General features: G+C 59.9%; 23 protein-coding genes. 9 read left to right on the forward strand and 14 right to left on the reverse strand.

Annotation, left to right across the window (positions count from 1 at the left end):
* The first annotated feature begins 6 nt into the window (after window positions 1-6).
* From AD668_RS11545 to AD668_RS11555, 3 genes are all read left to right on the forward strand, one after another.
* The gene (locus AD668_RS11545) at window positions 7-897 is read left to right on the forward strand and encodes a LysR family transcriptional regulator (protein WP_053158660.1); all 891 of its coding nucleotides are present in this window, start codon (window positions 7-9) and stop codon (window positions 895-897) included.
* 282 nt (window positions 898-1,179) lie between these two features.
* Window positions 1,180-2,679 (forward strand): helix-turn-helix transcriptional regulator, encoded by a 1,500-nt coding sequence (locus AD668_RS11550; RefSeq protein WP_053158664.1) that lies wholly within the window; start codon window positions 1,180-1,182, stop codon window positions 2,677-2,679.
* A 179-nt stretch (window positions 2,680-2,858) separates the two neighbouring features.
* Window positions 2,859-3,110 carry a DUF1652 domain-containing protein gene (locus AD668_RS11555; RefSeq protein ID WP_053158667.1) on the forward strand — a complete coding sequence of 84 codons (252 nt, stop codon included), beginning with the start codon at window positions 2,859-2,861 and terminating at the stop codon, window positions 3,108-3,110.
* A 491-nt stretch (window positions 3,111-3,601) separates the two neighbouring features.
* On the opposite strand, the gene AD668_RS11560 is transcribed toward AD668_RS11555, so the two are convergent.
* The 5 genes from AD668_RS11560 to AD668_RS11580 form a co-directional block, all read right to left on the reverse strand.
* Entirely contained in the window at window positions 3,602-4,369 is a 768-nt protein-coding gene (locus AD668_RS11560; protein ID WP_007976320.1) for an SDR family oxidoreductase, read from the reverse strand.
* Between the two features lie 172 nt (window positions 4,370-4,541).
* The gene (locus AD668_RS11565) at window positions 4,542-5,609 is read right to left on the reverse strand and encodes a phosphotransferase family protein (protein WP_053158670.1); all 1,068 of its coding nucleotides are present in this window, start codon (window positions 5,607-5,609) and stop codon (window positions 4,542-4,544) included.
* A 143-nt stretch (window positions 5,610-5,752) separates the two neighbouring features.
* Entirely contained in the window at window positions 5,753-6,718 is a 966-nt protein-coding gene (locus tag AD668_RS11570; protein WP_053158673.1) for a 2-hydroxyacid dehydrogenase, read from the reverse strand.
* 166 nt (window positions 6,719-6,884) lie between these two features.
* Complete coding sequence (locus AD668_RS11575) at window positions 6,885-7,475, reverse strand: TetR/AcrR family transcriptional regulator (protein WP_053158677.1); 591 nt, start codon at window positions 7,473-7,475, stop codon at window positions 6,885-6,887.
* A gap of 29 nt (window positions 7,476-7,504) precedes the next feature.
* Window positions 7,505-7,888: a tautomerase family protein gene (locus AD668_RS11580; protein WP_053158680.1), complete on the reverse strand. Its 384-nt coding sequence runs from the start codon at window positions 7,886-7,888 to the stop codon at window positions 7,505-7,507.
* 367 nt (window positions 7,889-8,255) lie between these two features.
* Here AD668_RS11580 and AD668_RS11585 point away from each other — a divergent pair, with 367 nt between their 5' ends.
* Entirely contained in the window at window positions 8,256-9,536 is a 1,281-nt protein-coding gene (locus AD668_RS11585) for a serine/threonine transporter (RefSeq protein ID WP_053158683.1), read from the forward strand.
* 151 nt (window positions 9,537-9,687) lie between these two features.
* Entirely contained in the window at window positions 9,688-11,340 is a 1,653-nt protein-coding gene (locus tag AD668_RS11590) for a SulP family inorganic anion transporter (RefSeq protein WP_053158685.1), read from the forward strand.
* 225 nt (window positions 11,341-11,565) lie between these two features.
* On the opposite strand, the gene acnB is transcribed toward AD668_RS11590, so the two are convergent.
* Window positions 11,566-14,166, reverse strand: a complete 2,601-nt coding sequence (gene acnB / locus AD668_RS11595; protein ID WP_053158688.1) for a bifunctional aconitate hydratase 2/2-methylisocitrate dehydratase — start codon at window positions 14,164-14,166, stop codon at window positions 11,566-11,568.
* Window positions 14,167-14,625: 459 nt separating this feature from the next.
* Here acnB and AD668_RS11600 point away from each other — a divergent pair, with 459 nt between their 5' ends.
* Window positions 14,626-15,096, forward strand: a complete 471-nt coding sequence (locus AD668_RS11600; RefSeq protein WP_007937731.1) for a DUF1289 domain-containing protein — start codon at window positions 14,626-14,628, stop codon at window positions 15,094-15,096.
* A 76-nt stretch (window positions 15,097-15,172) separates the two neighbouring features.
* On the opposite strand, the gene AD668_RS11605 is transcribed toward AD668_RS11600, so the two are convergent.
* On the reverse strand, window positions 15,173-16,036 hold the full coding sequence (locus tag AD668_RS11605; RefSeq protein WP_053158691.1) for a universal stress protein: 864 nt from the start codon (window positions 16,034-16,036) through the stop codon (window positions 15,173-15,175).
* Window positions 16,037-16,197: 161 nt separating this feature from the next.
* Here AD668_RS11605 and AD668_RS11610 point away from each other — a divergent pair, with 161 nt between their 5' ends.
* On the forward strand, window positions 16,198-16,806 hold the full coding sequence (locus tag AD668_RS11610) for a tRNA-(ms[2]io[6]A)-hydroxylase (RefSeq protein WP_053158693.1): 609 nt from the start codon (window positions 16,198-16,200) through the stop codon (window positions 16,804-16,806).
* Window positions 16,807-16,935: 129 nt separating this feature from the next.
* Here the strand turns inward: AD668_RS11610 and AD668_RS11615 are convergent, their stop codons facing one another.
* From AD668_RS11615 to AD668_RS11645, 7 genes are all read right to left on the reverse strand, one after another.
* Window positions 16,936-19,185 carry a TonB-dependent siderophore receptor gene (locus tag AD668_RS11615; protein WP_053158695.1) on the reverse strand — a complete coding sequence of 750 codons (2,250 nt, stop codon included), beginning with the start codon at window positions 19,183-19,185 and terminating at the stop codon, window positions 16,936-16,938.
* Between the two features lie 108 nt (window positions 19,186-19,293).
* On the reverse strand, window positions 19,294-19,782 hold the full coding sequence (locus AD668_RS11620) for a GFA family protein (protein WP_053158698.1): 489 nt from the start codon (window positions 19,780-19,782) through the stop codon (window positions 19,294-19,296).
* Between the two features lie 51 nt (window positions 19,783-19,833).
* The gene (locus AD668_RS11625) at window positions 19,834-20,232 is read right to left on the reverse strand and encodes a PaaI family thioesterase (RefSeq protein ID WP_053158701.1); all 399 of its coding nucleotides are present in this window, start codon (window positions 20,230-20,232) and stop codon (window positions 19,834-19,836) included.
* Window positions 20,233-20,375: 143 nt separating this feature from the next.
* Window positions 20,376-20,999 carry a DNA-3-methyladenine glycosylase gene (locus tag AD668_RS11630; RefSeq protein WP_053158704.1) on the reverse strand — a complete coding sequence of 208 codons (624 nt, stop codon included), beginning with the start codon at window positions 20,997-20,999 and terminating at the stop codon, window positions 20,376-20,378.
* 23 nt (window positions 21,000-21,022) lie between these two features.
* On the reverse strand, window positions 21,023-22,105 hold the full coding sequence (locus tag AD668_RS11635) for a bifunctional transcriptional activator/DNA repair enzyme AdaA (protein WP_053158707.1): 1,083 nt from the start codon (window positions 22,103-22,105) through the stop codon (window positions 21,023-21,025).
* 181 nt (window positions 22,106-22,286) lie between these two features.
* On the reverse strand, window positions 22,287-22,907 hold the full coding sequence (locus AD668_RS11640) for a LysE family translocator (RefSeq protein ID WP_053158710.1): 621 nt from the start codon (window positions 22,905-22,907) through the stop codon (window positions 22,287-22,289).
* 90 nt (window positions 22,908-22,997) lie between these two features.
* Complete coding sequence (locus AD668_RS11645) at window positions 22,998-23,894, reverse strand: DMT family transporter (protein WP_053158713.1); 897 nt, start codon at window positions 23,892-23,894, stop codon at window positions 22,998-23,000.
* Window positions 23,895-23,984: 90 nt separating this feature from the next.
* Between AD668_RS11645 and AD668_RS11650 the strand changes: the two genes are divergently transcribed.
* Both AD668_RS11650 and AD668_RS11655 read left to right on the forward strand, forming a co-directional pair.
* Window positions 23,985-25,316, forward strand: coding sequence for a PLP-dependent aminotransferase family protein (locus AD668_RS11650; protein ID WP_053158716.1), 1,332 nt, complete (start codon window positions 23,985-23,987; stop codon window positions 25,314-25,316).
* A gap of 101 nt (window positions 25,317-25,417) precedes the next feature.
* On the forward strand, window positions 25,418-26,005 hold the full coding sequence (locus AD668_RS11655) for a LysE family translocator (RefSeq protein ID WP_053158719.1): 588 nt from the start codon (window positions 25,418-25,420) through the stop codon (window positions 26,003-26,005).
* The last annotated feature ends 8 nt before the right edge of the window (window positions 26,006-26,013 follow it).

Below are 26,013 nucleotides of genomic sequence, written 5' to 3' on the forward strand. Positions count from 1 at the left end.
CCGGGTATGGACTTGCGCTTGCTGCGTTACTTCATGGCGCTGGCCGAAGAGCTGCATTTTGGCCGCGCCGCCACCCGGTTGCACATTTGCCAACCACCACTGAGTCAGCAGATTCGTCTGCTGGAGGAGGAACTGGGAACACCGCTGTTCGAACGCAGTCATCACCGGGTTGAGTTGACCGCTGCCGGGCAGATGCTCAAGGAACAGGCGCCGCTGGTGTTCGAACAGCTCAACCGCGCCTTGGACCTCACCCGCCAGACCGGCCGTGGCCAGTTGGGCGAGCTGGAAATCGGCATGATCAGCTCGGTGATGGTCGGTGTGCTGCCCCGGGCTTTGCACCTGTTCCGCGAGCGTTATCCCCACGTCAACTGGCGTCTGCATGAAATGACCCCGGCGGCGCAGGTCAAGGCGTTGAAGGAGAAGCGCATCGATGCCTGTGTGTTTCGGGTTGGTTACGACGATCCGCAGTTGCGTAACGAACTGTTGATCTACGAGCCGATCCGAGTGGTCATGCCGGCCGATCATCCGCTGGCAACACGGGAAACCCTGGCGCCATCGGACCTGGCCCGGGAACCCTTTGTGGCGCTGGAGCTGAAGCAGTCGCGGTTCGCCGATTTTCTGTTTCAGTGCTGTATCCAGGCCGGGTTTACGCCGCAGATCCGCCAGCAAGTGATCGAGGTGCAAACGCTGCTGAGTCTGGTCCGGGCCGGTTTCGGCGTGGCGTTGTTGCCGGCGTCCATCGAGCAATTGGCACCGGCCGGACTGGTGTTTCGACGCCTGACCCCGGCAATGCCGGAAGTGCCGTTGTACGCCACGTACCGCGCAGACGATGACTCGCCGGTGCTTAAGTTGTTCCTCGATACCTTACGCGAACTCGTCCTGCAGGACGCCGGGTAAACGCTGTACCTGTAGGCGCTGGCTTGCCAGCGAAGAGGCCGGCGAAATTGATGTAAAACTCAAGGCCGCCTTCGCCGGCAAGCCGGCTCCTACAGGGTATCTGGCGATCAGGAGAATCCTGCTCTTCGTAGGAGCTGGCTTGCCAGCGAAGAGGCCCCTGAGCTTGACGCAATATTCAAGGCCGCCTTCGCCGGCAAGCCGGCGCCTGCAAAGGTTCTTCGCACGATCATAAACACCTGCGGTCGTAGTCTTCACAAGGGAGCACAACACTGTGGAGCCGCAATGAGCCAGGACGTTTTGACCACCGAAACCAACCGTCGCCAGTTGCAGCAGATTATCGCCGGACTGTCCGACGGTGTGATCCTGCTTGACCCCGACCAGACTATCCGCTGGGCCAATGAAGCCGCTTTGGTCATGCACGGCGTCTCGCACGTCAGCGATCTTGGTCCCAATGCCAAGGCCTACGCCAAGCGCTTCGGCCTTCGTTATCGCAACAATCACCGGGTGCCGGTCGATAGCTATCCGATCAATCGTGTTGCCCGTGGTGAGACGTTCAGCGACGTGCTGGTGGAAGTGGCGTTGACGGGCGATGAAGAACAACGCGTCTGGGTTCACCGCGTCCGCAGCCTGGTGTTGGCGGACAGTCAAGGCGAGCCGGACTCATTGGTGTTGATCATGGATGACGTTACCGAATGGGCCAGCGCCGAACAGCGCTTCGAAAAGACATTCGCCGCGAACCCTGCGCCAGCAGTGATCTGTCGCCTCAGTGATTTACGCTATATCAAAGTCAATCCCGGCTTTCTGGAAATGACCGGGTACGCCCGCGATCAGGTGATCGGTGCCTCAACCTATGAACTGGACGTACTGGAACAGGCCTCCAACAAGGAGCTGGCCAAGCAGCGACTGCGCGAAGGGGTGACCATCCCGCAGATGCAGGCCGAGCTGCGGTTACCGGACGGGGGTAGCAAACAGGTGATCGTCGCCGGCCAGCCGCTGGAGCTCAACGATGAGCCTTGCATGCTGTTTTCCTTCGTCGACATGGAGCCGCGACACAAGGCCGAAGTGGCCTTGCGTCAAAGTGAGGAGCGTTTTGCAAAGGCGTTTCGTTTGTCTCCGGTACCGATTTTGCTGTGCGGCGCGGCTGACCAGCTGGTGCTGGACGTCAATGAAGCGTTTCTCGACACGCTGGGTTATTCGAGTGAAGAGGTGATCGGGGTCAGCATTGCGCAGATTGATTTCATCGACGATAAGTCGGCCCGCTCACGGTTGTTCGCAGCGCTGGAGAAAACCGGTCGCCTGGATCGCATCGACGTGCGCCTGCGCAAGAAAGACGCTGGGTCGATCGATTGCGCAGTCTCGGCTGACACCGTGAACATTGAGGACAATCCTTGCTTCCTGCTGGTGTTGATGGACATCACCGAGCGTAAGCGCACCGAGATTGAGCTGGTGTCGGCCATCGAAGAAGTGATGAAAGACGCCTCGTGGTTCAGTCGCACGCTGATTGAAAAACTGGCCAATGTGAAGCGCGTCAACTCGCCGAAATTGCCCAGCGTGTCGTTCGCTGATCTTACAGCCCGCGAGCGCGATGTCCTGGGCCTGATCTGCGAAGGCCTGGCCGACAAGGAAATCGCTGCGCGCCTGAAACTGGCGCCCAACACCGTGCGCAATCACGTGGCGACGGTGTATTCCAAACTCGATGTACACAGCCGCAGCGAGGCGATTGTCTGGTCCCGGGAACGCGGTTTGTTCTCCGGTGAATGGCGCTCCAGGGGGCAACGGTAAAGGTGCAAATGCACCAGGGTGCGGGGTGCAAATTCATGTGTTGAGCCGGTGCGGTCGTTTCTAGGCTGGAAGAGTGCGACAGGTCTCTTCGGATACCCGACGTGTCCCTTTCGAAACCGCCAAAGGAACAGCCCTATGAATCAGCAGCATGAAGTCTCTTGTGACCAGGACCCCTCCCGATGATCACGTTGGCGCAGCTAAGGATGCTGATTGAACAGAGTTTTTCGCCGTTGGCCTGTGAGTGCAGCGTCACTGGTGACCATTCCTTGACCGTGAAGCTCTATCACCCGGTCTCGGGCCAAGTGGATCTGGTGGTCAGTGGCTTGAACGTGGCGACCCTGCAGTCAGCCGAGTCCGTCGCTGCCTTGATTGAGGAACTGCGCTACGAACTCGAGAGCACCAGCCTGCACCGTTCCGATGAAGTGATGTAAGAACTGTCAGTATTTGCCCGCGTTGGTCATTGAACCGGCCATAAATAATGGAAAAATAATTTTTTTGTGACAGCCCTGTGGATTTTACGCGCAGGTTCTGTTGTCACAAAAAAGTGTCTTTTCACTTATCGCGGGTCGACCTATGAAAACGCTTGGGAAACGCGTCTGTACACCGCTGTCGCTGGTTTTCTGTGCGGCAATTCTCGCTGGCTGCTCCAGCCCACCGCCACCTCCACCCCCTCTTCCACCGCCTGAGCGCACCTGTGAAACCCAGGATAAGACCGATGTCCTGGGTGATGTGCGGGGCGAAAACGGCGAGGTGACAAGAATGACCACGACTACACGGTGTGTCACGCAGTAAGCCTGACGCACGGCTTCTGTAGGAGCGAACTTGCCCGCGATGGTGGGGTATCAGTCGACATCAACGTTGAATCTGATACTGCCATCGCGAGCAAGCTCGCTCCTGCGGGGATTTGTGGTGGGTCAGTCCATCAGGACAGGAAACCGCCATCGACATTCAGCGAAACACCAGTGGTGTAGCTGGACGCGTCGCTGGCCAGATACAACACCGCTCCCGCCATTTCACTCGGGTCCGCCACGCGTTTGAGCGGAATCTGCTGCAATGCGGTGTTGAGGATCGCCTCATTCTTCACCAGCGCCGATGCAAACTTGGTATCGGTCAGCCCCGGCAGCAAGGCATTGCAGCGAATCCCGAACTGCGCGCACTCCTTGGCGAAGACTTTGGTCATGTTGATGACGGCGGCCTTGGTCACCGAGTAGATGCCCTGGAAGATTCCTGGCGACACGCCGTTGATCGACGCGACGTTGATGATGCTGCCGCCGCCGTTTTCACGCATGAGCTTGCCGGCTTCGACCGACATGAAGAAGTAGCCGCGAATGTTCACGTCGACGGTTTTCTGGAAGGCGCTGAGGTCGGTGTCCAGCACGTTGCAGAATTGTGGGTTGGTGGCTGCGTTGTTGACCAGGATGTCCAAACGCCCGAACTGTTCCTTGATGCCGGCAAAGACCTGGCTGATCTGCTCCATCTCACCGATGTGGCAAGCGATGGCAGTGGCTTTGCCGCCGGCGGCGATGATCGCGTCGGCTACGTGCTGGCAACCCTCGAGCTTGCGGCTCGAAACGATGACGTGTGCGCCTTGCTGGGCCAGTAGTTTGGCGATGGCTTCACCGATGCCGCGGCTGGCGCCGGAGACGAAAGCGATCTTGCCGTCGAGGTCGAACAACTGAGTCTTGGACATGGGGTTCCCTTATAAAGGTCTTGTTATCGATTCAAATGCCGGGTTGCGGTTAACGCAGTACAGTTGGGGGCGGGCTTGCTGTGTTGGTCAATGAGCGAGCGTTATCGTTATCGACCTTCGCGAGCAGGCTCGCTCCTACAGGGGGATGGTGAGTAATGCGATAGAGTTACGGTCAGAGGCTGGATTTCTGGATGACCTGCAAGCTCATCTGCTCCAGCAGTTTGTTCATGTGAATGAACTGCGCGAAGCGTTTGTCCTGGGTCTGGCCGTGGTAGAAGCGGTAGTAGATCTGCTGCACGATGCCGGCCAGGCGGAACAGACCGTAGGTGTAGTAGAAGTCGAAATTGTCGATCTGGATGCCGGACCGCTGGGCGTAGTAATCGACAAATTCGCGGCGGGTCAGCATGCCCGGGGCATGGCTTGGCTGGCGGCGCATCAGTTGTACCGGCGCCGGGTCGTCGGCTTCGATCCAGTAGGCGAGGGTGTTGCCCAGGTCCATCAGCGGGTCGCCCAGGGTCGTCAGTTCCCAGTCGAGCACGCCGATGATCTGCATCGGGTTGTTCGGGTCGAGGATGACGTTGTCGAAGCGGTAGTCGTTGTGCACGATACTGGAGGTCGGGTGATCAGCCGGCATCTTGTCGTTCAACCAGGCCTTGACCGCTTCCCAGTGCGGAGCGTCCGGGGTGATGGCTTTTTCGTACCGATCACTCCAGCCCTTGATCTGCCGGGCGACATAGCCTTCGGGCTTGCCGAGGTCGCCCAGACCATAGGCGTTGTAGTCGACCTGATGCAGTTCGACGAACTTGTCGATGAAACTCTTGCACAGGGCTTCGGTTTTCTCCGAGTCCAGCCCCAGTTCCGGTGGCAGTTCGGAGCGCAGGATGATGCCATTGACCCGTTCCATCACGTAGAACTCGGCACCGATCACCGATTCGTCGGTGCAGTGCACGTAGGCTTTCGGGCAATACGGAAAACCGTCGCGCAATTGATTGAGGATGCGAAATTCACGGCCCATGTCATGGGCGGATTTTGCCTTGTGGCCGAAAGGCGGGCGACGCAGGACGAATTCCTGCTCGGGGTATTCCAGCAAATAGGTGAGGTTCGACGCACCGCCCGGGAACTGGCTGATCGTCGGCAAACCGCTCAAGCCCGGAATATGGGCCTTGAGGTATGGATCGATCAGGCTGGCATCGAGCTCTTCGCCGGTGCGGATACGGGTGGACTGGTCAGTAAGCGTCATGCTTATCCCTTCTGCTTATTCTGGAGGCCTGAAACTATTGGCTAATCTAATGCGCATACCCCCCAGCCACAACCGGCAACAGCTCTTATTGGTGAGCGTGTTGCCGGCCAATCATTGCTTTTGATACACACGTTTGAATTGTCCTACATAACGGCGCTACCGACGCTGATTGGCATTTCGATCGGGGTCAAAACCGGTTGACCGGCGAAAAATGCCGTGAGGTTCTTGCCCACCAGTTCGACAGTCGCTTGCGTGGCCTCCGGGGACAATCCGGCGACGTGTGGCGTGAGAATCACGTTGGTCAGGGTTTTCAGGGCATCCGGCACTTGGGGCTCTTCATCGAATACGTCCAGCGCGGCGCCGGCGATCCTGCGCTGCTCCAGGGCGGTGATCAGGTCGGCGGTCACAATCACGCTGGCCCGGGCGATGTTGACGATAAATCCGTTCGGACCCAGGGCATCGAGCACCTGGCGGTTGATCAGGTGTTTGGTACCAAGGCCTCCGGGCGTGGCGACGATCAGGAAATCCGAGGCGCGTGCCAGCTCGGTCGGGGTCGAGCAGAAGGTATAGGGCACGTCGCTGCGATGCTGGCGGTTGTGATAGCACACACTCATGTCGAATCCAGCGGCCGCGCGTTTGGCGATGGCCATGCCGACCGCGCCCAGGCCGAGGATGCCCAGACGCTTGCCGGCGAGGGAAGGGCGCATGATTTTCGGCCATTCACCGCGACGCACAGCGATATCGCAGCGCGGCACATCGCGCACCAGCGACAGCAGCAGCGCCATGGCGTGGTCGGCGACGGAAGACGCGTTGACCCCGGCGCCGTTGGTGACGCTGATTCCCCGGCTGGCAGCCGCTTGCAGGTCGACGTGCTCATACCCGGCGCCAATCACGCAGATAATCTTGAGATTGGGCAGTGCCGCAATTTCATCGGCATACAAGCCTAATGGCCCGCGGGTCAGTACGGCGTCGATCTGACCGGCATGCCGGCTGATGGCTTCGGCGCGCTCGGCGGGTGTGGGGGCCAGGATCAGGTGAAAGCCCTGATGTTCGAGGATGGGCAAGTAGTCATTGATGGTTTCAACCAGTACCAGAACGGTTGCGGGCATGCTTGGCTCCTTAGGGCATCGAAAAGTTGGCTCGAACGTCAATTTGAAGGCTGGCTGCGCGGTGTTTTGGTATTGACCAAAACCTGTCATCAGCAAGCCTCACTTTTGAGTGTAGGAGCTGGCGCAGCTTGCGAGGAATTTCTATTTGAGGCGAATTATCACTGAGCTAGGTCTGCTCCTCTATGAGAAAACGTGTTGCGGCCGCCAGGAGCTCCTCCGACAGCGCATCGCCGCGGGTTGCCCGGGCCAGGATCAGTGCGCCAACCATCAGCGAATATTGCACCAGCGCCTGTTGTCGCTTGAGCGGGGCATCGGGGGAATCCATCAGGCTGCCAAAGTTGTCGAGCAGCCGGTTCAGTCCGACCATGAAGGTTTGACGCAAGGGACTGTCTGCAGCTTCGTGGCACATGTCACCGGCGAAGGCCACCACTGGGCAACTGTCACCCGGGTTATCACGGCTGGCAGTGGAGAGGTACGGTTCGATCAAGGCGCGGCGTGCGGCGGCGTTACTGTCGGCCGCTGCAATTCGTTCTTTCCAGCGAGCCCCGGATTCTTCAAATGCGCGACCGCTGGCTTCCGTCGCCAACGCCTCCCTGGATTCGAAGTGCCCATAAAAGCCGCCATGGGTCAGACCGGCAGCGGCCATCACATCGACGACGCTGATCCCGTGCAAGCCACGTTCGCGAAACAATTTCGTTGCGGCCTCAACGATGGTTTCGCGGTTGAGGTCGGCTTGCTTGCGGGAAACTCGAGGCATTGAGAACTCACAGCTATCAAAGGTTTAATTCAGAGGGCGTACTGGGCGATGCCGTGGCCAAACGACCAATTCTCTTTTTTCACTTCCACCAGGTTGATGAACACATCCTCCAGGCGCACCGCCAGCTCGGACTCAAGGCTCTCGGCGATGGTCTTGTAGAGCAGTTTTTTCTGCTCGACCGTGCGGCCTTCGCTCAGGGTGATCTGGATCACAATCAGACCATCGGAGCGCGGGATGCCCAGGTAGCCGGGATCAAAAATGAAATGCTGTTCATCGTGCTCGTTGAGGATCTGGAAGTTGTCGTTCTCTGGCACACCAATGGTGCTGCGCATCGCGGCGTAGATCAGTTGGCCGACGCGTTTGGCGTGTGTGGGGTCCTGGTGTTTCTTGATGTCGATGCGAACCAGTGGCATGGGCAACTCCGAAAGGCATGCAGGTTCATTCAAAATACATGTCGATGGACCTTTATCAAGTTGCGGATGCTGTTTGGCGATGAAGTGCTCGCGAAACACCCTGTAGGAGCGAGTTTGCTCGCGGTGGTCGTAACCGATGACGCGCACTTGCAGCAGGCCGGTGTAGCCTTCGGATCAATCGCGAGCAAGCTCGCTCCTACAGAGGAGATTTTTACCAATCTGGCACCACCGTTCCTCACCTAACTCTTTGCTTCTGTTCACTAATCCTCCAGAATCGCGCCCCTGTTTCGACCAGGGCGCTGCCTGTCGGGTATTCCGACGCGTTGTGGTCGAGTGGCAAGTGACCGGAATGTGGAGATCCCACCGGATGAATGATCAGGCCAATAGCGTCAACAAACGCTATGTAGCAGCGACACCAACAACGCTTTCGAGCTGGAATCGTCAAGACACCACCTGGATGCTGGGCCTGTTTGGCACTGCAATTGGTGCGGGCACGCTGTTTTTGCCGATCAACGCAGGGCTGGGCGGATTCTGGCCGCTGCTGGTCCTGGCGTTGCTGGCGTTTCCGATGACGTTCTACGCCCACCGCGGCCTGACCCGCTTCGTCCTGTCCGGACGTGAAGGTGCGGACATCACGGAAGTGGTGGAAGAGCATTTCGGGATCAAGGCTGGCGCCCTGATCACCTTGCTGTATTTCTTTGCTATTTTCCCGATCCTGCTGATCTACAGTGTGGCACTGACCAATACCGTGGGCAGTTTCCTGCAGCATCAACTGCACATCACGCCACCTCCGCGCGCCGTGCTGTCGCTGGTGCTGATCCTCGGCCTGCTGGCGGTGGTGCGTTGCGGTGAGCAGATGATCGTCAAGGCCATGAGCCTGATGGTGTATCCGTTCATCGTCGCGCTGCTGTTTTTGGCGGTGTACCTGGTTCCGCACTGGAACGGCGGCATCCTCGCCACTGCAAGCCAGGTGCCTGCGCCTTCGGCGTTGCTGCATACCATGTGGCTGGCCATTCCGGTGATGGTGTTCTCGTTCAACCACTCGCCGATCATTTCGGCGTTCGCGGTGGACCAGAAGCGTCGTTATGGCGAACACGCCGAGGAGCGCAGCTCGCAAATCCTGTCCCGCGCCCACCTGTTGATGGTGGTGATGGTGTTTTTCTTCGTCTTCAGCTGCGTGCTGACCCTGTCGCCGGCACAACTGGCTGAAGCGAAGGACCAGAATCTGTCGATCCTGTCGTACCTGGCCAACCACTTCAGCAATCCGACCATCGCCTTTGCGGCGCCGTTGATTGCATTCGTGGCCATTTCCAAGTCGTTCCTGGGGCACTACATCGGCGCCAGTGAAGGTCTCAAGGGCTTGATCGTCAAGAGCGGCAAGCGTCCGTCGGCCAAGGCCCTGGACCGCATGACTGCGGCATTCATGCTGGTGGTGTGCTGGATCATTGCCACGCTGAATCCGAGCATCCTCGGCATGATCGAGACACTGGGTGGCCCGATTATCGCGGCGATCCTGTTCCTGATGCCGATGTACGCGATCCGCAAGGTGCCGGCGATGGCGCGTTATCGCGGTCAGGCGTCCAACGTCTTCGTGACGGCGGTGGGCCTGGTGGCAATCACGGCGTTGATCTACTCGCTGACCGCCTGATTTAAAGGTCAAGAGATCGCAGCCTGCGGCAGCTCCTACAGGATCGAATCATCCGTAGGAGCTGCCGCAGGCTGCGATCTTTTGATTTTCAGCTACAGTGGCCGCTGCACGTGATACGTGCAGCGGTTTTTTTTCGCCTGGAGACACCGGATTGGCCAGCGCTTCAACTTCCCATTCCACCGAGCGACCCAATCGTTGGCAGGACCTGCTGGCCGGGTTGTCGATTGCCGGCCTGTTGTTGCCCGAAGCGGTGGCTTATTCAAGCATCGCCGCACTGGCGCCTCAGGCCGGGGTGATCGCCTTGTTTGCCGGGTTGCTGTGTTATGGCCTGCTCGGCACCAGCCGTTTTGCGATTGTCTCGGCGACTTCGTCGTCCGCTGCGGTGCTCGCGGCGGCCACTGCGACGTTGGCCAATGGCGACCCTGCGCTTCGCTCGACGCTGGCTATCGGACTGGTGCTGATGACCGGCCTTTTCTTTTTGCTGGCCGGGCTGTTCAAGCTCGGCAGCGTGACGTCGTTTATTGCCAAGCCGGTGTTGCGCGGGTTTGCCTTTGGTCTGGCTCTGACCATCATTCTCAAACAGGTCGCCAGCGTGGTCGGGGTGCATCTGAGCGATGCCAATCTGGTGCGGTTTCTGCCGCAGTTGCTTGAACAATTGCCGCAATGGAATTGGGTGGCTGCGTCTGTCGGCGCAGTGGCATTGGCTTTGTTGTGGCTGTTTGGGCGGCTTCGGCGTTTGCCGGGCGGATTGTTGGTGGTGGTGATTGGCATTGCGGCGGGCCAGTGGCTGGAGCTGCCGGCCTACGGCGTAAAGCTGATCGGCGTGATCGACCTGGGCCTTGAGGTGCCAAGACTGCCGGTGCTGCCGTTTTCCGACTGGTTGCGATTGGGAGAATTGGCGTTCGCCATGGTGATGATCCTGTACGCGGAGTCTTATGGTTCGATCAGCTCCTATGCGTTAAAGCATGGTGATCGCGTCAAGTCGAACCGTGATTTGCTGGTCCTCGGCGCGTCCAATCTGCTGTCTGGCCTGTTCCACGGGATGCCGGCGGGGGCAGGCTATTCGGCAACATCGGCAAATGAAGCCGCCGGTGCAACTTCGCGCCTGGCAGGCCTCGTGGCGGCGTTCGTTGTATTGGTGATCGTGTTGACGGTGCTGCCTTACATCGCGCTGACGCCCGAACCGATTTTGGCGGCTATCGTCATTCATGCGCTGGGCCGTGGCTTGAGCCTGCAACCATTGGGACGTTATTTCATTTGGCGCCGTGACCGTTTGTTGGTGATCTGCGCTGTGGGTGCGGTCCTGATGCTCGGAGTGCTGGACGGCTTGCTGGTGGCGGTGGCGATCAGTGTGTTGCTGATGCTCAAGCAGCTGTCGGCGGCGGATATCCAGATACTCGGGCGCATTGATGGCGGTCACGATTTTGTCGACGTGCAACGCCATCCGACGGCGCGAACAGTGCCTGGCGTATTGATTGTGCGGCCGGGAGAAGCGTTGTTCTTTGCCAATGTCGAGCGGATTCTTGGTGGGGCCTTGCGCTTGATCCGGCATTCGCCAACGCCGATTCATACGGTCATTCTCAGCCTTGAGGAGTCCCCCGACCTGGATGGCACCAGCATCGAGGCATTGCAGGAGTTTTTTGAGCGGGTACATCAGGAAGGCAAGCGGTTGATGCTGGCGCGGCTTAAGGATCAAGCGCAGTCAGTGTTGGCAGCGTTGCCGGAGGTGGAGGCAAACGGGGCGGTGCTGAGTGGGTTGAGTGTGGATGGAGCGGTGCAGCAAGCGCTCAAAAGGAACACATAATCGGTGGGAGGGTTTGTGTGGCGAGGGGGCTTGCCCCCGTTGGGTCGCGCAGCGGCCCCAGTATTTTCATGACTAAACAGTGTTTACCGAATTTACGACTGCTACGCAGCCGAACGGGGGCAAGCCCCCTCGCCACAAAAAGCGCTCACTTCACTGGCGAATTTTCAGGCATAAAAAAACGCCGCTCATCTCACGATGGGCGGCGTTTTTCATTGCGTTGCTACGTTAGGCTTGAACGACCGGGATGTTGGCGTTCGCAGCAGCTTCACGGAACTCGGCGATCTGGTCGAAGGACAGGTAGCGGTAGATATCGGCCGCCATGCTGTCGATCTTGCCAGCGTATTCCATGTACTCCTCGACGGTCGGCAGGCGACCCAGGATGGAAGCCACGGACGCCAGCTCGGCCGAAGCCAGGTAGACGTTCGCGCCGTCACCCAGACGGTTCGGGAAGTTACGGGTCGAAGTCGACACCACGGTGGAGTTGGCTTCTACACGTGCCTGGTTACCCATGCACAGCGAGCAACCTGGCATTTCCATGCGAGCGCCGGCCTTGCCGTAGATGCCGTAGTAGCCTTCTTCGGTCAGCTGGTGAGCGTCCATCTTGGTCGGCGGCGACAGCCACAGACGGGTTGGCAGCTGACCCTTGACCTGTTCCAGCAACTTACCGGCAGCGCGGAAGTGACCGATGTTGGTCATGCACGAACCGATGAACACTTCGTCGATCTTCTCGCCAGCAACGCTGGAGAGCAGGCGAGCATCGTCCGGGTCGTTCGGCGCGCAGAGCACAGGCTCTTTGATGTCGGCCAGGTCGATCTCGATGATTTCAGCGTATTCAGCGTCTTTGTCCGCTACCATCAGCTCAGGGTTGGCCAGCCAGGCTTCCATTGCTTGAGCGCGACGTTCCAGAGTACGAGCATCGCCGTAGCCTTCGCCGATCATCCAGCGCAGCAGGGTGATGTTGGACTGCAGGTATTCGGCAATCGACTCTTTGGACAACTGGATGGTGCAACCGGCAGCCGAACGTTCAGCCGAGGCGTCGGACAGTTCGAACGCTTGCTCTACGGTCAGCTTAGGCAGACCTTCGATCTCCAGGATGCGACCGGAGAAGGCGTTTTTCTTGCCTTTCTTCTCTACGGTCAGCAGGCCAGCCTGGATCGCGTAGTAAGGAATGGCGTGAACCAGGTCACGCAGGGTGACGCCTGGTTGCAGCTCGCCTTTGAAGCGAACCAGAACCGACTCAGGCATGTCCAGCGGCATGACGCCAGTAGCTGCGGCGAACGCAACCAGACCGGAGCCGGCCGGGAACGAGATGCCGATCGGGAAACGGGTGTGGGAGTCACCACCGGTGCCGACGGTGTCCGGCAGCAGCATGCGGTTCAGCCACGAGTGGATGATGCCGTCGCCCGGACGCAGGGAAACGCCGCCGCGGGTCATGATGAAGTCAGGCAGGGTGTGGTGGGTGTTCACGTCGATCGGCTTAGGGTAAGCCGCGGTGTGGCAGAAGGACTGCATCACCAGATCGGTCGAGAAGCCCAGGCACGCCAGGTCTTTCAGTTCGTCACGGGTCATAGGACCGGTGGTGTCCTGGGAACCCACGGTGGTCATCTTCGGTTCGCAGTAGGTGCCCGGACGAACGCCGGTCACGCCGCAAGCCTTGCCGACCATTTTCTGCGCCAGGGTGAAACCCTTGGTGCTTTCAACAGGAGCTTCTGGCTTCTTGAACAGGTCCGAAGGTGGCAGGCCCAGCTCGGCACGCGCCTTCTCGGTCAGGCCACGGCCGATGATCAGCGGGATACGGCCGCCAGCACGTACTTCGTCCAACAGGACCGGGGTCTTCATTTCGAAGGTGGTCAGGACTTCGTCGGAGCCGTGCTTGCAGACTTTGCCAGCATGCGGGTACAGGTCGATCACGTCGCCCATGTTCATGCCGGACACATCGAATTCGATCGGCAGTGCGCCGGCGTCTTCCATGGTGTTGTAGAAAATCGGTGCGATCTTGTTGCCGAAGCAGAAACCGCCGGCACGCTTGTTCGGCACGTAAGGAACGTCGTCGCCGAAGAACCACAGTACGGAGTTGGTGGCCGATTTACGCGAAGAACCGGTACCGACCACGTCGCCCACGTAGGCGATCGGGAAGCCGGCGTTGCGCATTTCTTCGATCTGCTTCATCGGACCGGTGACGCCTTGCTCGTCCGGCACGATGCCGTCACGGGCCATTTTCAGCATGGCCAGGGCGTGCAGCGGGATGTCTGGACGGGACCAGGCATCAGGAGCAGGGGACAGGTCGTCGGTGTTGGTTTCGCCGGTAACCTTGAACACACGCAGGCTGATCTTGTCGGCCAGGGTCGGGCGCTTCACGAACCATTCGCCGTCAGCCCAGGATTGCAGGACGCCTTTAGCGTGAACGTTGCCGTTCTTGGCTTTTTCAGCCACGTCGTGGAAGGCATCGAACATCAGCAGGGTGTGCTTGAGCTCTTCGGCAGCTACTGGGGCCAGTTCGGCGTCGTCCAGCAGGTTAACCAGAGTCACGATGTTGTAGCCGCCCTGCATGGTGCCGAGCAGTTCAACAGCGCGCTTCTTGTCGATCAGGGGGGAGTTGGCTTCGCCTTTGGCAATGGCGGACAGGAAGCCGGCCTTTACATAGGCTGCTTCGTCCACGCCTGGCGGAACGCGATTGGTGATCAGGTCAACGAGGAATGCTTCTTCGCCAGCCGGGGGATTTTTCAGCAGCTCGACCAGGCCTGCAGTTTGTTCGGCGTTAAGCGGCTGGGGAACGATACCCAGTGCTGCACGCTCTTCGATATGTTTGCGGTAGGCTTCAAGCACAGTTATTACCCTCATCAGTGGTCCCAAATGGGTGTCCGGGACGCTCATCCCGAAATTGCCGTACTCATGCGCTGCATGGCGTTGTGAGCCACTTAGCCAGAATTACCGACAATTCCTTACAGAAGCTGCTTTCAAAGTTTTACGCCTGCAGAACGGGAGCTGATGAGGGTTGGCGTTGGGCTTTTCCCCGCTGGAAAAACCCCTCGCCAACACCGCTCTGAAGGAACGACTGTGCTCGTGACGCTTTGAAAACAGCTTCTAACGGACATTGGCGCCTAAAAAGGCAGGCTGATTCTACGGCAAAAAAAAATTAAAGGTAAGTCAGTGTTTATTGGACTTTGGTGGTGGCCGTCGGCAAAGAGCCACCGAGCGCTTTGGCCCCGAACTTTGAGGGGTGATGAATATTCGACAAAGGGCTACCATGCCGACCTGTTTTGCTTTTTCGCGTTTTGCCTACCTATGCCCAATCAGACCATCAAGACGCCCTGCGTCGGCCTTTGCTCCACTGTCTACGGTGACCTGGTGTGCCGTGGCTGCAAGCGGTTCCACCATGAAGTGATTCACTGGAACGGCTACAACGAAGAAGAAAAACGCGCGGTGTGGCTGCGTCTGGAGCAGCTACTGTCCCAGGTGATGGCCGCCAAGGTGGAAATTTTCGACCCGGCGCTGCTCAGAATGCAGCTGGAACAACGCAAGATTCGCTTCGTGCCCCATCAGTCGGAATATTGCTGGGCTTATCAATTGATCGCCCGGGGCGCGCGGGTCATCAACAATCTGGAAGCCTACGGTATGGTGTTGTTGCCGGAATTCCGCGACTGGAACCTGCCGGAACTGCGCGATGCCATTGATCGGGAATTTTTCCTGCTGTCCGAGGCCCATTACCAGCGCTATATCGCGCCGGGGTTTCTGAAAGACGCCTTTGGCGGTTGAAAAGATCGCAGCCTGCGGCAGCTCCTACGGATATTCGGTGTAGGAGCTGCCGCAGGCTGCGATCTTTTTATTGGCTTCAATGCCTGTCGATCAATTCATCAAGATGATCCGCCACTTCCGCTGGCTTGAGCACCAGCACATCACTCTCCACCTTATCCAGCACGACTTCCGCCGTATTGCCGATCAATGCCCCTGACAACCCGGACCGCGCCACGGTGCCGATCACGGTAACGGCGGCCTGCAGCTTGTGCACCATGAAGGGAATCAGCACATCCGCCGGGCCTTCCTCGATATGCAGGTGTTGATCGTCGATGTCGAATTCCGCCTGGAACGCCTTGCACTGTTCGCGATAACGCGCGGCGATGGTTTCGCTCAGTTGAAGCGTCGGGTCGGCGGCCGACAGCATCGGTGACGGATGGGCGCTGATGACGTGCAGGTGGGCCTTGGCGAGGCTGGCGATGTCGTAGCCATGATCGATGATGGTGTTGTGCAGGTGACGGTGTTCAAGGTCGGAGTTGCCGACATCCACGGCTGCCAGGATCACCTTGTCTTTCCACGAGCCCGCGGTTTTCACCAGCAGTACCGGCGTCGGGCATTCGCGCAACAGTTTCCAGTCTTCCGGCGTGAGCAGGGCCTTTTTCAAGGGGTTATCGGGGAAGTGCTGCTTGACCACCAGCCCGCAGCCTTCGGCCTGCTGCACATCGACGATGGTTTTATGCTGGCTGTCATTCCAGGCCTGCTCGGTGGTGACGCTGTAACCATCTTCAAGCAAGCCAGCCTTGAGCACAGTGAGCATGGCGCTGTGATCATGCTTGGGGTCGCAGACCAGCAGGTGCAAATGTGCCTGGGTCACGCCGGCAATCAATTTGGCTCGCTTGAGCGCCAGGCTTTCCGAGTGCTGGGGTTCGATGACCACCAGGATGCTGCGAATGGCTTGCATGATCGGGATCTCCTGAAATTAAAAACGCACGGCGTTGCACAACTATAGTTGTTGCCCGGCATTCGGGGACTTGATGCATATCAACAGTTGGTGTCTGGTGGTCTGCGGGCAGGCCGGTATAATCGGCGCCCTTCGTTTTGAACCTTTTATCCGTGAGCCCCATGATCCTTCCCGAAATTCACGAGTTCCTTGGCTGCCGCACCCCCGACGGCTGGGTTCAAGCCGCGCTGGCCGATCAGGAAACCCTGTTGATCGATCACAAGAACTGCGAATTCAAAGCCGCCAGCACGGCATTGAGCCTGATCGCCAAGTACCACTCCCACGTCGACCTGATCAACATGATGTCGCGCCTGGCCCGGGAAGAGTTGGTGCACCACGAACAGGTGATGCGTTTGATGAAACGGCGCAAGATCGAACTGCGTCAGTTGTCCGCCGGACGCTACGCCTCGGGGCTGCGCAAGGTGGTGCGCAGCCACGAGCCGGTCAAGCTGGTGGACACGCTGGTGGTCGGCGCGTTCATCGAGGCTCGCAGTTGCGAGCGTTTCGAGGCGCTGGTGCCGCATCTGGATGAAGAGCTGGGCAAGTTCTATTTCGGTCTGCTCAAGAGCGAGGCCAGACATTTCCAGGGTTACCTGAAGCTGGCCTACCAGTACGGGGACGCGAAGGACATCGCCCAGGTGATCGACAAGGTTCGCGCCGCCGAGCAGGAACTGATCGAATCGCCGGATGTGGAGTTCCGCTTCCACAGCGGCATACCCGCCGCCGCATAACCCCTGTAGGAACGAGCCTGCTCGCGAAGAACTCAAGCGCGGCGCGTGCATTCAGACAGAGCGCGTTATCGTTGACGTCCATCGCGAGCAAGCTCGCTCCTACAGGTTTTTTTGGTTTAGGCGTTCAGCTTAGAAATCCCACTTGGTGGTCAGCATCACGTTGCGTGGCTCGCCGTAGTAGGTGGTGTCGAAGTTGCCCAGACCCGTCAGGTAACGCTTGTCGAAGACGTTGTTGGCATTGAGGGTGAAGCTCAAGTGCTCGTCGTATTTGTAGCGGCTCATCAGGTCGACGAGGGTGTAGCCACCTTGTTTGATCCGCGTGTAGTCGCCCACGGTCGGGCTGTAGATCTTGCCATAGAACTCGCTCTGCCAACTGATGCCGCCACCGACAGTCACCTGATCCAGTGCGCCTGGCAGCCGGTAGGTGGTGAACGTGCGGACGACGTGTTCCGGTTTGGTGGTCGACAACGGGAAGCCATAGATCCGTTGTTCTTCAGCGTCACGGGTGCGGGCGTAGGTGTAGCCGGCCGACACGTTCCAGCCATCCGCCACTTCACCGGCCAGTTCCAGCTCGACGCCCTTGGTGGTCGCGCCGTCGATGGCTTTGTAGATGCCCTCGTTGGTGACCGCATTGGTGCCGATCGATTCGGCGACGTTGTCTTGTTCGATGCGGAAGAAGGCCAGGCTGGCGTTCAGTCGACCGTCGAAGTAGGCGGCTTTGAGCCCTGCCTCGTAGCTGTCGCCTTCGACCGGTGCCAGGGTCGAACCCGCAGCATCCTTGTAGGTTTGCGGCTGGTAGATGCTGGTGTAGCTGGCGTATACCGAATAGGTGTCGTCGAGGTCATAGACCACACCGGCGTAAGGCGTGACCACACCATGTTCCTTGTAGCTGGCGTGGGTGTCATCGAGCCCGGCACCCGGATAATACGAATAGTCTTCGTTGTACTTGAACGTGCTCAAGCGGCTGCCGAGGATGATCGACAGGTCGTCGGTCGCGTGCAGGCGCGTGGCCAGGTACAGGCCGTTCTGGCTTTGGGTGCGCTCGTATTTGCCGTTTTTCGGGAAGTCCTGTTCCGGCAGATCGCCGTTCCAGTCATAGATGCTGCCCGGGACCATTTCGAAGGCGCTGGTGTCGTAGGTCGCGCCGGTCTGGCGTGAGTGCGACGCCATGAACCCGGCCACCAGTTCGTGCTCTCGACCACCGAGGCTGAATGGACCGGTGACGTTCACGTCGGCGGTGTTCTGCACGCGATGGCCTTCCCAGCGCCCCCAGTACAGGAACATGCCTTCACCGGTGGCGCGGTCCGGGTTGCCGCCGCTGGCCGAGGCCAGGCGCGTGTCGTGATCGGTGGTTTTCTGGTCGAGGCTGGCCTTGAATTTCCAGTCGTTGGCCAAGGCTTGTTCCAGGGACGCGAAATAGGTGATGTCGTCGAAATCGCGTCGGCTCCAGTCGGCACCGGGGTTGAAGTGACGGGAGAAATCGGTACGGCCACCGTCCGAGAAATACACCGGGTTGCCGGTCCAGGACGAACCTCGCGGCGTCGTGCTCGACTTGTCGATACCGAACGTCAGCAGGGTGTCGGGCGTCAGGTCGGCTTCGAGCACACCGTAGAACAGGTCCTTCTTTTGGCTGTAATGATCCTGGTAGGAATTCTTGTCCGAATAGGCACCGACGAAGCGGCCCCGCACGCTGCCAGTCTCGTTCAGCGAACCGGAAATATCGCCGACGCCGCGATAGGCATCCCACGAGCCGACGGTGCCGCTGATGGACGCCTTGAACTCCTTGGTCGGCTTCTTGCGGATCAGGTTGACGGTGGCGGACGGGTCGCCCGAGCCGGTCATGAGGCCGGTCGCACCCTTGACGATTTCGATGCGATCCAGGCTGGATGCGTCGTCGCCATTGTTCGGGTTTTCACCGTACACGCCGTCGTAGGGAATGTTGACGCCGTCGTACTGGAAGTTGGTGATGGCAAATCCACGGGCGGAAAACTCGGTGCGGTCACTGTCGTACTTCTGTGTCGAAATGCCAGGTGTGTTGCGCAGCGCGTCGCTAATGCTCTGCACGCCGCGGTCGTCCATCTGCTGACGAGTAATGACGGTCACCGATTGCGGCGTCTCGCGAATCGACAGGGGCAGGCCGGTGGCCGAAGACGTCGAGCCGGTGGTGTAGGAGCGGGTGCCTTCGGTGGTAGCGCCCAGTGCCTGGCCGGAAATGGTGGTCGCGCCCAGTTGCAGGACGCCGTCGTCCTTGGCCGGTTTTTTCTCGGCCTCGGTGTCAGCGGCGTAGGCAGCGGGGGCGAGGCTCAGCAGGGCGGCGGGCAGGGCCAGCGCCAGAGGGCACAAGGCAAATCGAAAACGGGCGGCAAGCTGGTGCGACATGGGGATCCCTATGCGTCGAATCGGTCGGTAGTTGAAGTGCTTCTGAGGGGTTAACCGAACGAAAAACGCAAAGGGGAACTGCCACGTGAAAAAAATTGATAATTATTCTCAGCAGGCCAGTCCGAGCCGCTCGTGCCACTGGGCGATGGACTCTTGCGGGTAGGCATCGAACTGCTTGTCGCCGGGCTTCACCTCGGCCTCGACCCACGATGCCTTGGAGTCCAGCAACAGGTGCGTGTGTTCCGGCGGCACCGGCAGCGGGGTATCAATGGCTGAAGCGAACGGGTGAATCAGCTCCGGCCATTGCGGGCTGAAGAGCCATAGACCCGAGCCGCAGACTGAACAGAAATGCCGCTCGGCGCTGCTGCGGTGGGCGCGCTTGTCGCCGTCGCTTTTGATCAGCGCGTGGTAGATCGCGATCTGTTTGCGCCCGCGCACTTTCAGGCTGTTGGCGTCACCGGCAATGTTGATCGCAAAGCCGCCGCCGCCCTGGGTCTTGCGACAGATCGAGCAGTAGCAACGCTGGTAAGGGTAGGGATGGGCGCTGGTGAGGCTGAACGACACCGCGCCGCAATGGCAGGAACCTTCGAGTTGCATGAGAGCCTCCGGCGGTCTTGAACGTACTCAAGACAGCCTAGACCGTCAGGGTTATTCGACGGGCACCAGAATCGCGTCGCCGGTCGCCACCAGTTTCAACTGATCGCCGGTTTGCGCGAACAACTCGGCCCGGGCGAACACCTGCTTCTTGCCGCCCTTCACCACGCGTCCCCGGGCGATGAACACTTCACCGACCGCAGGCGAAAGGCAATTGACCGAGAAGTGCGACGCCAGCACGTTGCCGGCGACCGTCCCGGCGGCGAATCCGCAGGCGGTATCGAGCATCGCGCCAATCAGCCCGGCATGCAGGAAACCGGCGTATTGCGCCATGTCTTCTTGCCGAAATGCCAGGGTGAGCTCGGCTTCACCGCTTTCGGCGCGGGTGACTTCAAAGCCGGCCCAGCGGTTGAAGGCTGAGGTCGAGTTGATCTGTTTGAGTGTGTTGAGCATGACGAATCCCTCCGTTTGAGGCATCAACATGCGCCGGGATGTGGGTGGTGTCATCGACCATAAGAGCCGGTGATAGGCAGGCGGATTTGTGGTGAATGGGCTGGCCCCTTCGCTGGCTTGCCAGCGATGAACCATCACGCGGTCTACCGGTTGGGTACCCGCCACAGATACCACGCCGCCACTGTCCGATACGGACTCCACGCCAGGCCGATCTCGATCATCTGCTTGCGCGTCGGCTGCACCTCCAGCCCTTTGAGCCGCCGATAACCCTCGCGTACGCCGAAGTCATCCGCGGGCAGAATGTCCGGCCGTTCGAGGCTGTAGATCAGCAGCATTTCGACCGTCCAGCGCCCCACGCCGCGCAGGGTGACCAGGCGTTCGATCAAGGCTTCATCGTCCATCGCCAGCGCCGAGGCGTAGTCGGGAACGATGCCGTCCAGCGCCGCTTGGGCGATGCCCTGAATGGTTGCAATCTTGCTGGCGGAAAAACCGCAACCGCGCAATGGATCGAAGCCTGTGGCGACAAGCTGTTGCGGTCGTGGAAAAGCGCCGGTGCCAAACAACGCCACCAATCGCCCGACAATCGCGTCCCCGGCCTTGGTGTGCAGTTGCTGGTAGGCAATCGCCCGGACCAGCGATTCGTAAGGATCACGCGCCGGATGCGGTTGATGCAGGCACGGACCGATGGCGTCGATATGGCGGCGCCAGTCGTCATCGAGGGCCGCCAGGAATTCACTGGCGGGGGAGTAGAGGTCGTGCCTGGTCATCGAATCCTTCTTGAGCAAAACGATCAGAACGCCAATTGACGGGTCATCTGCGTCTTCGCGTTTTCCAGCCTGAGCAAGCACGCCTTGCGCGGTTGGCCGCCGCCGTAACCGGTCAACGAACCGTCGGCGCCAATCACCCGGTGGCAGGGCACCACAATCGACAGCCGGTTGTGCCCGTTGGCCAGGCCCACCGCGCGACTGGCGCCGGGTTTGCCGAGAATCGCCGCGATGGCACCGTAGGTGGTGGTCTGTCCGTAAGGGATTTTCGCCAGTTCGGCCCAGACTTGCCGGAAAAACTCGGTGCCGGGCATGTGCAAGGGCACGCTGAATTCGGTGAGTTTGCCGGCGAAGTACGCCGCCAGTTGTTCCTCTATCTGTTGCAAATGCGCGTTGTGCCCCGGGGCCACGGCGTAGCCATGGTGGAGCTGCAGGGCTTCGATTTCACGGGTGAGGGCGGGGCGATCGAGAAACTCCAGCAGCACCAGTCCACGACGTTCGGCCATGGCGATCATTGGCCCCAGCGGCGTGGTCAGTCGCGTGAACAGCAAGGGCTCGCTGTGGGCGGCACGCCCCGGCGTGGTGTGAAAGGATTTCTGGAACGCGTCGCGAAAACCGCTCAGGGATTCGTAGCCTGAATCGAACGCGGCGCTGTCGATGGAATCGCCTTGTTTGATCCCGCCCAGTGCCATGCCCAGGCGTCGGGTGCGCAGCCAGGCGTGAAAGGTCATGCCGAAATGCTGCTTGAACCAGCGGCGCAGTTTCAGCGGTTCGATGCCTTGGGCTTGCAACTGGGCATCGGTCCAGCGCAGCTCGGGATCGGCGTCCACCGATGTGAGCAACCTCTGCACCCAGTCGGGGGCGATGGCAGCAGCATCCAACGGTTTGCAACGCAGGCAAGCGCGATAGCCGGCCGAGAGGCAGTCGTCGGCGTTGGCAAAGAACTCGACATTCTCTGGTTTCGGGCTGCGTGCGGTGCAACCGGGGCGGCAGAAAATGCCGGTGGTCCTGACCGCCGTAAAGAACACCCCCTCGTAGGCGGTGTCTCGTTCGAGCATGGCGCGGACCATCTCGGCATGGGGTGGAAGCTGCGTGGTTTGTAGGTTCATGGGCGCAGCATAGAACGCGTCACGTGCTGCCTCCACCGGAAAATCGACAGGGAATTTCGCGAGGCAGCGCAATTGCCCTGCAGGAGCGAGCCTGCTCGCGATGGCGTCATATCATTCGCTATTGCAGTGACTGACCTGACGCCATCGCGAGCAGGCTCGCTCCTACAGTTACAGGGTTACTTCAGGTACGTCGCGCCATCAGCAACACCGAAGCCGCCGCCGACAACAACCCCGCACAGCAGCGATTGAACATCCGCTTGCCCGACGGCTTGGCGAACCAGCGACGCATGTGCAGGCCCATGTAGGCGTAGGCGCCGATGGCAATCCATTCCAGCATCAGAAACAACGCGCCCAACACGAAAAATTGCGGCGCGATGGCCTGGGTCGAATCGACGAACTGCGGCAGAAACGCCGTGAAAATCAGGATCGCCTTGGGATTGCCGGCCGCCACCAGGAATTCCTGCCGGGCCAATGCCAGCGTACCCACGGGGGCGCTGGTCACCACGCTTTCAACGCCGGGATCGGCGCGCCACAATTGCCAGGCAAGGTAGAACAGGTACGCCGCGCCGAGAATCTTGATCGCGTAGAACAACAGCTCGGAGGTTTGCAGCACGACCGCCAGGCCGGCCGAGGCGAGAGCGATCATCCCGGCAAATGCCAGCAACCGCCCGATGCCGGCCACACACGCCGTGCGGTAGCCGTAGCGGGTCGAATTGCTGACCGACAGCAAGTTGTTCGGGCCTGGCGCCATGTTGAGGGCGAAGCAGGCGGGCAGAAACAGGGTGAGGGTGGCGATGTCCATCGGTGGCTCCTGAAGCAATCGCCGTATTTTTATCACAGCCCGGCGCTGGCTTGACCGATACAGTCATGGGCGCAAACCACCGTACAACGCCTATTTGGCGAATTTCTTCGCGCCGACGACACACAGGATCACCGCCACGGTGACGCCCAGCATGCCGATGCTGACCTGTTCGTGCAGTAAAGTGGCGGCCAGTGTCAGGCCAAAGAACGGCTGCAACAGTTGCAGTTGCCCGACGGCCGCGATTCCGCCTTGAGCGAGCCCGCGATACCAGAACACGAATCCGATCAACATACTGAACAGCGACACGTAACCCAGGCTGAACCAGGCCGGCGTGCTGATGCCGCTGAACGACGCGGGCATGCGCATCCAGGTCAGCACCGCCACCAACGGCAACGACAACACCAGTGCCCAGCAAATCACCTGCCAGCCACCGAGGGTGCGGGACAGCTTTGCACCTTCGGCATAACCCAGACCGCACGCCAGGATCGCCAACAACATCAAGAGGTCGCCCTCGGGTGAGGCGGTCAGCCCTTGGGACAGGGCAAATCCCACCACCAGCAAACTGCCCAGTACCGAGAAAATCCAGAACGCCGGCCGTGGCCGCTCGCCACCGCGTAACACGCCGAACACCGCCGTCGCCAGCGGCAGCAGGCCGACAAAGACGATGGAGTGTGCGGATGTCACGTATTGCAGCGCCAGTGCGGTCAGCAGGGGAAAGCCGATCACCACGCCCAAGGCGACAATGGTCAGGGGCACGAGCTGATCGCGAGCTGGACGTTTCTCCTTGAACAGCCACAACAAACACAGCGCCAGGATGGCGGCGATAGTGGCGCGGGCAACGGTCAGGAACACCGGGTCGAATTCGAGCACCGCCACCCGGGTCGCCGGCAACGAACCGCTGAAGATCACCACACCGATCAGGCCATTGATCCAGCCGCGGGTGGCGTTGTCCGATCGGTGTTTTTGCAGTTCCGAAGTCCGTTCCATTTCGTGCTCGCTCAGTGTTTTGATTGCATGTAATCCATCGTATGATCGACTCCCGATACAATCAAAAAATTGTCATGGATACATCTCCCCATGCCGCGATCACGCTATAAAACCCTGGTGGATGCCTTTGCCGCCGACATCCGTTCGGGGCGTCTGGCACCCGGCACACGCCTGCCAACTCACCGTCAACTGGCCACAGAGCACGGCCTGGCGCTGGTGACTGCCAGCCGGGTGTATGCAGAACTTGAAGGCATGGGGCTGGTCAGCGGCGAAACCGGGCGCGGAACCTTCGTCCGGGAGACATCGCTGCCGCCTGGTCAGGGCATTTCGCAGTCAGTGGTGGCGGCGGGGATGATTGACCTCAACTTCAATTACCCATCATTACCGGGCCAGGCTGATTTGTTGCGAAATGCCCTGCGTCAGTTGGCGTTGTCCGGTGACCTTGAATCCCTTTTGCGCTACCAGCCCCATGCGGGTCGCCTGCACGAGCGAGCCTCGGTTGCGCGACATCTGATGGAGCGAGGGGTGAACGTGCCGGCCGAGCAGGTGCTGATCGTCAGCGGCGCGCAGCACGGCCTGGCGGTGACGATGATGGCGTTGCTCAAGCCCGGCGACGTGATTGCCGCCGATGCGTTGACCTATCCCGGTTTCAAGACTCTGGCCGAAACCCTGCACCTCGAAGTCTTGCCCATTCCAGTCACCGACAATGGGCCGGATTTATCGGCGCTGGTAAAACTCTGTCAGAGCCGATCGGTTCGGGCGGTCTACTCGATTCCCACCCTGCATAATCCGTTGGGCTGGGTGATGGGCGCCGATCAACGCGAGCATTTAGTGGCGATTGCGCGCCAGCATGACCTGTTGATTATCGAGGACGCCGCTTACGCGTTCCTCGCCGAAAACGCCCCACCTCCCTTGGCCGAGATGGCGCCCGAACGGACGGTGTACGTGTCCGGTCTATCGAAAAATGTCGCCACCGGATTGCGCGTCGGATTCGTGGCGGCGCCCGCCAAATGGATGCCGGCGTTCGAGCGTACGATCATGGCGACCACCTGGAACACCCCAGGTGTGATGACCGCCATCGTCACTGCCTGGCTCGACGACGGCACCGTCAGACAACTGGAGGCGCAAAAACGCGCCGATGCGCAGGCCCGGCAAGCCTTGGCCCGCGAAGTCCTGCAAGGGCTCAACTGCATCAGCCATCCCTCTTCGTATTTCATCTGGTTGCCGTTGTCCGAAGACGCTCGGGCCGATCAGGTGGCCATGGCATTGATGCGTGAGCAGGTGTCGGTTTCGCCAGCCGAACCCTTTGCGATCACGACCCACGTGCCCCACGCGATACGTCTGGCGCTGGGTTCGGTGGACATGAACTCGCTGCGCGAGGCGTTGGTGAAGGTGAAGCGGATCGTCAGCCTGTACGCGTAGATTTTTCGGATTAATCCGCCGCAGGGCATTTTTCTTCAATACGGGGTTGCGGCAGGTCTTTACCTTCACGCCTGGTTCAACTCAATGGAAGAAGGTGTGTGATGAGTCTGATGATATCGATGGCGGCGTTTGCGTTGGTCGCTTCAATCACGCCGGGGCCGGTGAACATTGTGGCGTTGAGCTCCGGGGCACGGTTTGGCTTCAGGGCGAGCCAGCGGCATGTGGCCGGGGCGACGCTGGGGTTTGTCTTGTTGTTGGTGTTGATGGGCCTGGGGCTGCACGAGCTGTTGCAGTTATGGCCGGCGCTGACACAAGTGGTGCAGTGGGCGGGCGTGGCATTTTTGCTGTACATGGCCTGCAAACTCGCCGCCGACAATGGGCAGGTGGAGGCCAGGGAGTCGGCGCGAGCCCCGTCGATGTTGTACGGCGCCGTCATGCAATGGCTCAACCCGAAAGCCTGGCTGGCCTGTGTGGCCGGCATGGGCGCGTTTGTTGCCGACGGTGAAGCGCGGCTGGTGTGGCAGTTCGCGGCGGTGTACCTGGTGATCTGTTATTTGTCGGTCGGTTGCTGGGTGTATGCCGGGACGTTTCTGCGCGGGTATTTGAACAATCCGGCGGGGATGCGCTTGTTCAACCGGGTGATGGCGGGGTTGTTGGTGGGGAGTGCGGTGTATCTGGTGTTGCCCTGAACAGGGGG

The organism is Pseudomonas sp. P1.8, from assembly GCF_001269805.1.
In the GTDB taxonomy this organism is placed as follows: Bacteria; Pseudomonadota; Gammaproteobacteria; order Pseudomonadales; family Pseudomonadaceae; genus Aquipseudomonas.